Here is an 11,145-nt window from a genome sequence, read left to right on the forward strand (position 1 = left end):
CCCGTTTCCCGGAGGCAGACTGCGGGCGTGGCGGGCCCCCTCACCGACAGCGTCGAGCGGTTCGTCGGCGACCTCGCGCCCGTGCTGGCCGCCATCGCCGACGAGGCGCGCATGCGCAGCAGCCGGGCGCCGGTGGACGTCGCCGTCGAGGCGTCCAACCTCACCGCTGCCTTCATCGACGCCGACGGGCTGCACACCGACGAGGAGGTGTGGGCCTACGTCACCGCCTTCGGCCCCCACTTCGACACCCTGCTCCAGTACGCCAAGCCGGCCGAGGTGCGAAGGGCCGGGCTCCTGGTGGACCGCCGGGAATGGCTGGAGGAGCCGTCCACGCTGTTCGAGATCCTCGTCGCCCTCGACCACCGCACCGGCAGCCGCCACTCCTGGCGCTACTACGAGGACGCCATGGCCGTGGCCCACGCCGTGTGCGCCCTCGACGCCCACCCGTCCCGGCTGGAGCTGGAGGCGGTCGACCGGTTCCGCTCCATGCTCCTGCGCCGCATGGAGAGCTGGTCCGTCCCCCATCCCGGCGCCTCCCGCGCCGCCGGGGCGCCGGCGGGGCGGCAACCGGCAGGGCCGGCGGGCGCCGCCGGGCCACCGCCGGCCGGGCCGGCCGGGCCGGCCGGGCCGGCACGGCCCCTGGAGGAGCTCCTGGAGGAGCTGGACGGCCTGGTGGGCCTGGCGCCGGTGAAGGCCGAGGTCCGCCTGGTCACCAACCTCATCCAGGTCCAGAACCTGCGCCGGAAGAGGAACCTGCCCGTGGCCGACTCCAGCCGCCACCTGATCTTCACCGGCAACCCGGGCACCGGGAAGACGACGGTCGCCCGCCTCCTGGCCCAGATCTACCGCACCCTCGGCGTGGTCGAAAAGGGCCACCTGGTGGAGACCGACCGCTCGCAGCTGGTGGCCGGCTTCGTGGGCCAGACGGCCATCCAGGTCCGCAAGGTCGTGGAGGGTTCCCTGGGCGGCGTGCTGCTGGTGGACGAGGCGTACGCCCTGGCCCGGGGCGACGAGCGGGACTTCGGACAGGAGGCCATCGACACCCTGGTCAAGCTCGTCGAGGACCACCGGGACGACCTGGTCGTGATCGCCGCCGGCTACCCCGACGAGATGGGCGACTTCGTGGAGTCGAACCCCGGACTGCGGTCGCGGTTCCCCAAGACCATCGCCTTCCCCGACTACTCCACCGACGAGCTGGTCGCCATCTTCGTCTCCATGGCCGACAGGTCGGCGTACCGGTGCACCCCGGAGGCCGTCGAGCACCTCCGGCGGTGGTTCGAGGCCCAGCCCCGGGAGAAGGGCTTCGGCAACGCCCGCCTGGCCCGCAACCTGTTCGAGGCGTCCGTGGCCCGCCAGGCCAGCCGGGTCGTGGCCGTCACCGACCCCACCGACGAGCAGCTCATGTCCCTCACACCAGCGGACGTCGGGTCCCTGCCCGGCACTCCCTGACCGTTCTGTGGACGTTCCGCACCGGTATGCGGCGATTTGCGTCCACAGAACGGCGAGCGGCGCCCTCTACGCTCCAGGCGGTGGCCGCCCGGATCCTCGCCCTGCTGGCCGCCGTCGCCATGGTGGCGGGCGCGGTCGCGGTGCGGGGCGCCATGGACGACGACGAGGAGCGCACCACTACGGCGCTCCGCCTGGTGTGCTCCACCGAGCTGGCCGCCGTGTGCGACGCCCTGGCGGCCGACGGGCGCTCCGACGTGCGGGCGACGGTGGAGGCGGCGGCGGACACCGCGGCGCGGCTCACCGCCGTGGGCCAGGGCGAGGACGCCGGCCTCGACGGGTGGCTGGTGGCAGGCCCGTGGCCGGCCATCGTCGACGAGGCCCGTGAGCGGGAAGCCAAGGACACGCTGCTCGACGACGGCGCCGTGCTGGCCCGCTCCCCCCTGGTGCTCGCCGTGTGGCCCGATCGCGACACGGTCCTCAAGCGGCACTGTGAAGGAGGCACCGTCGGTTGGAAGTGCCTCGGTGAGAACGCCGGGGAGCAGTGGTCCTCGATCGCCGGGGGTGACGCGCGGTGGGGACCGGTGAAGCCGGGACTCCCACCGGTGTCGACGGCGACCGGCCTGGCGGTCCTCGGTGCCGCCACCACGGCGTGGTTCGGCGACCGGCCGGTCGCGTCGAGCGCCGACCTCGAGGAGGGCGCATACCAGGACTGGCTCGACCGCCTCCTCCGGGCCGTGCCCCGCAACACGGCGGCGACGGTGGAGACCGCCCTGCAACGTGGACCGGCCGCGTTCGACGCGGTGGGGACGATCGAGGCGGAGGCGGGGCCGCTGCTCGCCCGCACCGCGCGCCCCGTGAAGCCCAGGCTCCTCTACCCTGAACCCGTGGCGACGGCCGACGTGGTGCTGGGCACGACGGGCGGGCGGGCGGCCGAACTGCTCCGCGAACTGGTCTCGGGAGCCGCCGGACGGCGGGCGTTGGCCGCGGCCGGCTGGCGGGTCGACGGCGAGACGCTCGCTCCCGGGCTCGACCCCACTCGACGTCTCCCGGACGGCAGCGGGCTCCCCTCGGCGGGTGTCCTCGAGGCGCTGCGCCGCCGGGCCGGGACGATCCGGTGAGCCGCCGCCCGCCCGGCATGGGCGCCCACCGCCCCTGGACGATCGTGCCCATCGCGGTCATCGCCGTGATGGCCCTGGCCCAGACGTGCAGCAGCGACGACGAGGGCGGCGGCTCGGCCGGCGGCGACGTCCCGAGCGGGTGCACGGCCGTGGACGCCGCCGTGTCCCCCGAGAAGGTCGAGCTCCTCACCCGCCTGGCGTCCGACTTCAACAAGTCCGACGCGGCGAAGGAAGGCGGAAGGTGCACCTTCGTGCGGATCCAGCGCAAGTCGTCGGGCACCGCCGCCACCGTCCTGGCCGCCGGCTGGAGCGACGTGGAGGCGGACGGGCCGCAGCCGGTGATCTGGTCGCCCGCCGCCAGCTCGTGGGGCGCCGTGCTGAACCACCGCCTCGGCCAGGCGGGACAGCCCCCCATGGCGCCGGCCGACGCGCGGCCGTTCATGCTCACACCCCTGGTCATCGCCATGCCCAAGCCCATGGCCGACGCCCTCGGCTACCCGGACACGCCCGTCGGCTACGGCGACCTCATCGCCCTGTCCCAGGACCCGAACGGTTGGGCGTCCAAGGGCCACCCCGAGTGGGGGAGGTTCAAGTTCGGCAAGACCAACCCCAACTTCTCGACCAGCGCCCTGTCGGCGACCATCGCCCAGTACTACGCGGCGACCGGCAAGCAGGCCGACCTGACCCTGGAGGACCTCAACGACCCCGAGGTCGAGGCGTTCAGCCGGGCCGTGGAGTCGGCGGTGGTCCACTACGGCGACATCACGCTGACGTTCCTCAACAACTGGTTCCGCAACGACGCCAGGGGGACGTCGCTCACCTACGTGTCGGCGGTGGCGGTCGAGGAGAAGTCGGTCATCGACTACAACCGCGGCAACCCCGACGGCATCACCGACCCCGGAGAGCAGCCCCGGCCGCCCAAGGTCCCGCTGGTGGCCGTCTACCCCAAGGAGGGGACCCTCTTCTCCGACAACCCGCTGTACGTCCTCGACGCCCCGTGGGTGGACGCCGAGGAGCGGGAGGGCGCCCGGGCCTTCGAGCGCTTCGTCCAGCAGCCGGCCAACCAGCGCCGGGTGCTCGAGTTCGGGTTCCGCCCCGGCAACCCCGACGTCGCCGTCGGGGCGCCGATCGAGGCCGGGAACGGCGTGGACCCCGACCAGCCCCAGACCGAGCTGCGGGTGCCCGAGCCACCGGTCCTGGCCGCCGTCATCGACAAGTGGGCGGTCCACCGCAAGAGCGCCCGGGTGCTGATCGTCCTCGACGTCTCCGGTTCGATGGGCGACCCCGTCGACGGCGACCGGAACAAGCTCGACCTGGCCAAGAGCGCGGCCATCGACGCCATCGGGCAGTTCAAGGACGAGGACGAGGTCGGGCTGCGCATCTTCTCCACCGGCATCGGGCCCGCCGACCACCCCGACTACGTCGACCTGGTGCCCATCGGGCCCATCGGCGCCAACCGGGAGACCATCCGCACCCGGATCCGCAGCCTGACGCCGACCAACGGCACACCCCTCTACACGGTGGCCCGCGACTCCCACCGGGAGCTGCGCAACAGCTACGACCCGGCGCGGATCAACGCCGTCCTCCTGCTCACCGACGGCCGCAACGAGGACGACCGCAACCGCGACCTCGACGGGACCCTGGCCGCCCTCCGGGAGGGCAGCGAGGGGCAGGCCACCAGTCCCGTCCGGATGTTCCCGATCGCCTACGGCGAGGGCGCCGACCTCGGCGTGCTGGAGCGCATGGCGGAGGCCACCAACGCCAAGGCCTACGACGCCAGCGACCCCACCACCATCGCCAACGTGTTCACCGCGGTGGTCAGCAACTTCTGATGCTGGAGCACATCCCGGAGCGGGCCCGCACGCCGGCCGTCGCCCGGGCGATCACCTCGCCGGCCGCCGTGCTGCTGGCCGGGGCCGGCATGTCCGTGGGCATCCTGGCCGGTCTCCCCATGGCGGCGGCCGCCGCCATGGGGGCGGTGGCGTGGGGATTCCGGGTCGCCATGGCCGTCCCCCGCCGGGCGCGCGAGGAGCGCATCGACCCGTTCACCCTGGGCGAGCCGTGGCGGCAGATGGTGACCGACGCCCTCCAGGCGCGGTCGCGCTTCGCCGAGACGGTCGGGCGGGCCCGGTCCGGCCCCCTGCGGGACCGGCTGGAGGAGCTCGGGAAGCGGCTCGACGCCGCCGTACGGGAGTGCTGGCGCGTCGCCTGCCAGGGCGACGCCCTGGAGTCGGCCCTGGGCCACATCGACCGGGGGGACGCCGAGCGCGAGCTGGCCCAGTTGCAGCACGAGATCCGCCGGGCCGACCAGCTCGAGAAGCCGTCGCTGGAGCGGGCCCTCGCCGCCGTGCGCTCCCAGCTGGCGTCGGCCGAGCGCATCGAGCGCGTCTCCCGCGACGCCCGCACCCGGCTGCGGGTGCTGAACGCCCAGATGGACGAGGCGGTGGCGCGGGCCGTCGAGCTGTCGGTCACGGGGACCACGGCCGACCTGACCCCCCTGTCGGCCGACGTGGACTCGTTGGTCACCGAGCTGGAGTCCCTGCGCCTGGCCCTGGACGAGACGTCGGGCGCGGCGGCCCGCGCCGCCGGGGCGTAGCCTCGAACCATGCTCAAACTCCTCCGACGGATGAGCCGCTACCTCACGGCGCTGCTCACCGGGAAGTTCAACGAGATGGCCGATCCCAAGGTCCAGCTCGAGCAGGCCCTCATCGAGGCGCAGGAGCAGCACCGCCGCCTCACCGAGCAGGCGGCCAACGTCATCGCCAACCAGAAGCAGGCCGAGCTACGCCTGAACCGGGCCCTCCAGGAGCTCGAGAAGGTGAACGGGTCGGCCCGCAAGGCCGTGATGATGGCCGACGAGGCCGCCAAGCGGGGCGACGCGGCCAAGGCGGCCGAGTACACCCGGGCGGCCGAGTCGTTCGCCCAGCGCCTCATCTCGGTCGAGAAGGAGGTGGAGGACCTGAAGGCCCTCAGCCTGGCGGCGGCCCAGGCGTCCGACCAGGCCAAGGGGGCCGTCAGCCAGAACTCCATGGCCCTCCAGAAGAAGCTGGCCGAACGCCAGAAGCTCCTGTCCCAGCTGGACCAGGCCAAGATGCAGGAGCAGATGAACACGGCCATGGCCAGCCTGTCGCAGACCATCGGCCAGGACGTCCCCTCCCTCGAGGAGGTGCGCGACAAGATCGAGCAGCGCTACTCCAAGGCCCTCGGCCATGCCGAGCTCCAGGGGGAGTCCGTGGAGACGCGGATGCTCGAGGTCGAGCACGCCCAGATGGACTCGGAGGCCCAGGCCCGCCTGAGCGAGATCCGCTCCCAGCTGGGTCTGGCCGCACCGGGGGAGGCAGAGGGCACGCCGACACCCGAGGTGCAGCCCGGGAGCGGCAGCGCGTCGTAGTTGCGTCCTCGAAGGTCCTTTCTGGGCCGAGGAAAGGTCGGTGGCCGCCCTCGCCGCCGCACGCGGCCTCTCCGGCTGCGGGCCCGGGAAAGAACAGGGGCGGAGGCGGGCGAGCCCCGCTCGCCCGCCGAGCACGATAGAGCTCGACCGAATGGAGTGAGCGCAGCGACCGAATGAGGTCGAAGCCCTAACTGGGGAAGATCACCAGGTCGTCACGGTGGACGACCTCGTGGGGCAGGTCCCTGGGCAGGTCGGACGTCCGTCGGCCCGCCCATTCCAGCAGTCGCGACGAGGGGTGCCGGGACAGTCCCTTGGCGAACACCCGGCCGTCGATGCCCGTGATCTCGACGGCGTCGTCGGGGTCGAACGTGCCCTCGACCTTCACGACGCCGGCCGGCAGCAGGGACGTCTTGCGCTCCACCAGCGCCCGCTGTGCCCCCTCGTCCACCGTGACCGTCCCCCGGTGGCCGACGGCGAAGGCGATCCACAGCTTGCGGGCCGGCAGGCGGCGGTCGTGGGGGCGGACGACGGTGCCCACGCCGGGATCGCCTCCCACCGCGCCGGCCAGCACGCCGGGCCGGTCGGCCGCCGCGATCACGGCCCGGACGCCCGACCAGGAGGCCATCTTGGCCGCCGCCAGCTTGGACGCCATCCCTCCGCTCCCCCTCTCGGTACCGGGGGCGCCGGCCAGGCGCTCGAGCTCGTGGTCCACCTCCACGATCTCCTCGATGAGCGAGGCGTCGTGGACGAGCCGGGGGTCGGCGGTGAGCATGCCGGCCGTGTCGGTGAGGAGGACCAGGACCGCCGCGTCCACCATGTTGGCCACCAGGGCGGCCAGGCCGTCGTTGTCGCCGAAGCGGATCTCGTCGTCGGCCACCGCGTCGTTCTCGTTGACGACGGGCACCACGCCCAGCTCCAGGAGCCGGTTCAGGGTCGCCCGCGCGTGGAGGTAGTGCTTGCGGCGCATGAAGTCGAGCGGGGCCAGCAGGACCTGGCCGCCGATGAGGCCGTGGGAGCCGAGGGTGTCGTCGTAGACCCGCATCAGGCGGCTCTGGCCCACGGCGGAGATGGCCTGGAGGGTCACCAGGTCGGCGGGCCGGGCGCCGACCAGGCCGAGGGCGGGCTGCCCGGCGGCGATGGCCCCCGACGTCACCACCACCACCTTGTGGCCCATGCCGCGCAGGCCGGCGACCTCGGCGCACAGCTTGGCGATGGCGTGGCCGTCGATCTCGCCGTGCCGGTCGGTGAGGGACGACGACCCGATCTTGGCGACGACGATCACGGCTCGAGCACCTGGTCGGGCTCGTACTCGAAGGTGAACCCGCCGATGTGGACCGCCTCGCCGGAACGGGCGCCCGCCCGGGCCAGGGCCCGGTCCACGCCCATGCGCTTGAGGCGGTGCTGGACGTAGTCCAGCGCCTCGGCGTTGGTGATGTCGTTGACGGCCACCGCCCGCTCCGCCCTGCGGCCCCGCACCACCCAGGCGCCGTCCGGGCCCCGCTCCACGACCACGCCCTCGGGCTCGGGGCGGTGGATGACGAACCCGCTCGACGCCCCGGCGGCGGCGACCTCGGCGGCCCGCGCCTCGGTGACCAGCTCGGCCATGCGGCCGACCAGCTCGGGCAGGCCGGCGCCGGTGACGGCGGAGATGGGCGGGCCGTCCCAGCCCGACGTGGCCGAGTCGGCCTTGCTGCCGACCACCAGCCGGGGCCGGTCCAGCAGCTCGGGCTGGTGGCTGCCCAGCTCGTCCAGCAGGACCCGCACCTGCTCGGCGGGCGCCATGGCGGGGTCGGTGGGGTCGGCGGGCGCCAGGTCGATCAGCAGGACGAGGGCCCGGGCCCGCTCCACGTGGCGCAGGAACTGGTGGCCCAACCCCTTGCCCTCGCTGGCGCCCTCGATGAGGCCGGGGACGTCGGCCACCACCAGCTCCCGGTCGCCCACCCGCACGACGCCCAGGTTGGGGACCAGGGTGGTGAACGGGTAGTCGGCGATCTTGGGCTTGGCCGCCGAGATGCGCGAGATGAGCGTGCTCTTGCCGGCGTTGGGGAAGCCGACCAGCGCCACGTCGGCCACCAGCTTCAGCTCCAGGTCGTACCAGTGCTCCTCGCCCACCTCGCCCTGCTCGGCGAACGACGGCGCCCGGCGCCGGTTGGACAGGAACCGTGCGTTGCCCCGGCCACCGCGCCCGCCGGCGGCGGCCACCCAGCGGTCGCCCGGCCGCGACAGATCGGCGACGACGGTCCCGTCCAGGTCCTTCACCACCGTTCCGACGGGGACGCTGACGTCGGTGGACGACCCGGTGGCGCCGTGGCGGGCCTTGCCCTGCCCGTGGGCCCCGCTGGCCGCCCGCCGGTGCGGGTGGTCCCTGAAGGCGAGCAGGGAGGCGACGTTGGGGTCGGCGACCAGCCACACGTCGCCGCCGTCACCGCCGTCACCGCCGTCGGGACCGCCCTTGGCGACGTGCGCCTCCCGCCGGAACGACACCGCGCCGGCGCCGCCGCCGCCCGCCTTCACGTGGAGCTGGGCCTCGTCGACGAAGTTCATCTCGCCGTCGCAAGCGGAGCTTGCTCGGCGAACCGATGGTGCTCCGCCGGGGCGGCGGGGCCGCGCACACCCGCCGGCCGGCCGCGCTCCGAGTCTTGTCGATCTCGCCTTGGCGCCATGGGCGCCTTCCTCAGGCCTCGGCGGCGGGGAGGACGTCGACGAGCTTGCGGCCCTTGCGGGAGCCGAACTTGACGTGGCCGTCCGAGGTGGCGAACAGGGTGTCGTCACCGCCACGGCCGACGTTGATGCCGGGATGGAATCGGGTGCCCCGCTGGCGCACGATGATCGCCCCCGCCCGCACCACGGTGCCGTCGAACACCTTCACGCCGAGCCGCTGGGCGTTGGAGTCGCGGCCGTTCCTGGTCGAGCCCCCACCCTTGGTCTTCGACATGTCAGCCCCCTGACCGCGTGATGCCGGTGATCTCGATGGTCGTGTACTTCTGGCGGTGCCCCCACCGCTTGTGGGACCGCGACTTGTTCTTGTAGGTGAGGCCCGTGATCTTGGGGCCCTTGGACAGGCCCACCACCCGGGCGGACACCCGGGCCCCGGCCAGCGCCGGCCCGGCGACCACGTTGCCGTCCTCGACGAGCAGGATCGGGTCGAAACCGACCTCGGAGCCCTCGTCGGCGCCCAACAGCTCGACGTCCAGCCGCTGGCCCTCGGCCACCCGCTCCTGCTTCCCACCGGTCTTGATCACTGCGTACATGAGTTGCGCAGCTTACCCCGCCGGAGGAAGAGCGGCGAGCCTCGCCTCCGGTGTCCGCCAGGCCGGGCGCCGGCCAGCCCGTGCCCCCCGGGGGCCCGGGGGCCGGCCACGGGCAGCGGCGCAGCCGCCTCCCTGGCTGGCGCCCAAGCGCCGGTCGCCTCCGGCGACCGGCGCCGACGAGCCGTGCAGGGCGACCGGAGGGCGGGCCCCGCCCGCCCGGAGGTCGCTCCCCCGAGCCTCGGTTCGGAACCTCCGGTTCCGAACCGACCTACAACAGGGTCTCGTCGAAGACGATGCCGCGGCCGGCGCACGTGGGGCAGGTGAGCGAGAACGCCTCCACCAGGCCCTCGGAGACCCGCTTGCGGGTCATCTCCACCAGGCCCAGCTCGGAGATCTCGAAGACCTGGGTCCGGGTCTTGTCACGGGCCAGGGCCTCGCGGAAGACCTTGATGACCTCGGCCCGGTTGGCGGTGATCTCCATGTCGATGAAGTCGATGACGATGATCCCGCCGATGTCCCGCAGGCGGAGCTGGCGGGCCACCTCCTCGGCCGCCTCCAGGTTGTTGCGGAACACCGTCTCCTCGAGGTTCGACGTGCCGACGTTCTTGCCCGTGTTGACGTCGATCACGGTGAGCGCCTCGGTCCGCTCGATGATGAGCGAACCGCCCGACGGCAGCCACACCTTGCGGTCGAGCGCCCGGTGGAGCTGCTCGTGGACGTGGTACCGCTCGAACATCGGCAGCGGGTCGGCGGCGGGGTCGAAGTACTCCACCCGGTCGGCCACCTCGGGGCTGATGCTCTCCACGTAGTCCCGCACCTCGGCGTACAGCTGGGGGTCGTCGATCACCACGCCGCGGTAGTCGTGGTTGAACTCCTCGCGGATGACCCGCACGGCCATGTCGGGCTCCCGGTACAGGAGGGCGGGCGCCGACGCCTTCTTGGCCCTGGCCTCGATGTCGCCCCACTGGCGCATGAGGCGGGCGACGTCCCGGGACAGCTCCTCGGCCGAGGTGCCCTCGGCCGCCGTGCGCACGATGAGCCCGTGGCCGGGGGGGCGGATCTCGTCGAGGATGCGCCGCAGCCGCTTCCGCTCGTCGTCGGCCAGGCGCTTGGAGATGCCGTAGGTGTCCGACGACGGCACGAGCACCACGAACCGGCCGGGCAGCGACACCTCCTGGGTGAGGCGGGCGCCCTTGGTCCCGATGGGGTTCTTGGTGACCTGGCACAGGATGCCCTGGCCCGGGCGCAGCAGGTGCTCGATGCGGGCCTGGGCCTGGCGGGTGCCGCCCTCCACGTCGTCGGCGTCGTAGCGGACGTCGCCCCGGTAGAGCACGGCGTTCTTGGGCGTGCCGATGTCGACGAACGCCGCCTCCATCCCCGGGAGCACGTTCTGGACGCGGCCGAGGTAGATGTTGCCGTCGATCTGGTTGGCGTCGTCCTGCGACCGGCTGACGTAGTGCTCGATCAGGGACCGGCCCTCGAGGACGGCGATCTGGGTGATGCCGTCCTTGATGTGGACGCACATGAGGTACCGGCCGACCGGGCGACCCTTGCGCTCGCGGGCCCTGGGCCGCTCGGGTGCGCCGTCCTCCATGCCGCCGGCGACGGTGGCGGCCGCCTGCCGGCCGGCCTTGCCCGGCCGGGCGGGTGCGGTGGCGGCCGGCTTGGCCGGACCGCCGCTGCGCCCGCGGCCCCCGCGCCGCCGGTTGCGCCGGGCGCCGCCGTCGGGGCCACCCGCCTCGCCGTCCCCGGCCGACCTCGTGGCGCCCGCTTCCCCGACGTCCCCGGCCGACCTCGTGGCGCCCGTGCCCCCGACATCGGCGGGGGCACGGGCGCCACGAGGTCGGCCGGGGACGTCGGGGAAGCGGGCGCAGCGGCGGTCCGGCCAAGCCGGCCGCCACCGCACCCGCCCAGCCGGGCAAGGCCGGCCGGCAGG

Annotated in this window: 10 protein-coding genes; 5 read left to right on the forward strand and 5 right to left on the reverse strand. The window is 73.6% G+C overall.

Annotation, left to right across the window (positions count from 1 at the left end; genetic code table 11):
* Nucleotides 1-27 precede the first annotated feature (27 nt).
* From VM242_11120 to VM242_11140, 5 genes are all read left to right on the forward strand, one after another.
* Entirely contained in the window at nt 28-1,449 is a 1,422-nt protein-coding gene (locus VM242_11120; GenBank protein ID HVM05713.1) for an AAA family ATPase, read from the forward strand.
* A gap of 80 nt (nt 1,450-1,529) precedes the next feature.
* Entirely contained in the window at nt 1,530-2,567 is a 1,038-nt protein-coding gene (locus VM242_11125; GenBank protein ID HVM05714.1) for a substrate-binding domain-containing protein, read from the forward strand.
* Nucleotides 2,564-4,399 (forward strand): extracellular solute-binding protein, encoded by a 1,836-nt coding sequence (locus tag VM242_11130; GenBank protein ID HVM05715.1) that lies wholly within the window; start codon nt 2,564-2,566, stop codon nt 4,397-4,399. The genes VM242_11125 and VM242_11130 overlap by 4 nt, the downstream gene beginning before the upstream one ends.
* Entirely contained in the window at nt 4,399-5,163 is a 765-nt protein-coding gene (locus VM242_11135) for a hypothetical protein (GenBank protein HVM05716.1), read from the forward strand. The genes VM242_11130 and VM242_11135 overlap by 1 nt, the downstream gene beginning before the upstream one ends.
* Nucleotides 5,164-5,172: 9 nt before the next feature.
* Nucleotides 5,173-5,958 carry a PspA/IM30 family protein gene (locus tag VM242_11140; GenBank protein ID HVM05717.1) on the forward strand — a complete coding sequence of 262 codons (786 nt, stop codon included), beginning with the start codon at nt 5,173-5,175 and terminating at the stop codon, nt 5,956-5,958.
* A 187-nt stretch (nt 5,959-6,145) separates the two neighbouring features.
* On the opposite strand, the gene proB is transcribed toward VM242_11140, so the two are convergent.
* The 5 genes from proB to VM242_11165 form a co-directional block, all read right to left on the reverse strand.
* The gene (gene proB, locus VM242_11145) at nt 6,146-7,240 is read right to left on the reverse strand and encodes a glutamate 5-kinase (protein ID HVM05718.1); all 1,095 of its coding nucleotides are present in this window, start codon (nt 7,238-7,240) and stop codon (nt 6,146-6,148) included.
* The gene (gene obgE, locus VM242_11150; GenBank protein ID HVM05719.1) at nt 7,237-8,502 is read right to left on the reverse strand and encodes a GTPase ObgE; all 1,266 of its coding nucleotides are present in this window, start codon (nt 8,500-8,502) and stop codon (nt 7,237-7,239) included. The genes proB and obgE overlap by 4 nt, the downstream gene beginning before the upstream one ends.
* A gap of 130 nt (nt 8,503-8,632) precedes the next feature.
* The gene (rpmA, locus tag VM242_11155; GenBank protein ID HVM05720.1) at nt 8,633-8,893 is read right to left on the reverse strand and encodes a 50S ribosomal protein L27; all 261 of its coding nucleotides are present in this window, start codon (nt 8,891-8,893) and stop codon (nt 8,633-8,635) included.
* A 1-nt stretch (nt 8,894) separates the two neighbouring features.
* A complete protein-coding gene (gene rplU, locus VM242_11160; GenBank protein HVM05721.1) occupies nt 8,895-9,209 on the reverse strand; it encodes a 50S ribosomal protein L21 in 315 nt (104 codons plus the stop codon).
* 268 nt (nt 9,210-9,477) lie between these two features.
* Nucleotides 9,478-11,145 (reverse strand): Rne/Rng family ribonuclease (locus VM242_11165; GenBank protein HVM05722.1); only part of this gene is annotated, 1,668 nt, incomplete at its 5' end.

The organism is Acidimicrobiales bacterium (genome assembly GCA_035540975.1).
In the GTDB taxonomy this organism is placed as follows: Bacteria; Actinomycetota; Acidimicrobiia; order Acidimicrobiales.

Excerpts from the sequence above, each read along its gene's own strand:
- VM242_11135 (HVM05716.1), top strand. The coding sequence starts at position 4,399 with ATGCTGGAGCACATCCCGGAGCGGGCCCGCACGCCGGCCGTCGCCCGG.
- VM242_11140 (HVM05717.1), top strand. The coding sequence starts at position 5,173 with ATGCTCAAACTCCTCCGACGGATGAGCCGCTACCTCACGGCGCTGCTC.
- obgE (HVM05719.1), bottom strand. The coding sequence starts at position 8,502 with ATGAACTTCGTCGACGAGGCCCAGCTCCACGTGAAGGCGGGCGGCGGC.
- rpmA (HVM05720.1), bottom strand. The coding sequence starts at position 8,893 with ATGTCGAAGACCAAGGGTGGGGGCTCGACCAGGAACGGCCGCGACTCC.
- rplU (HVM05721.1), bottom strand. The coding sequence starts at position 9,209 with ATGTACGCAGTGATCAAGACCGGTGGGAAGCAGGAGCGGGTGGCCGAG.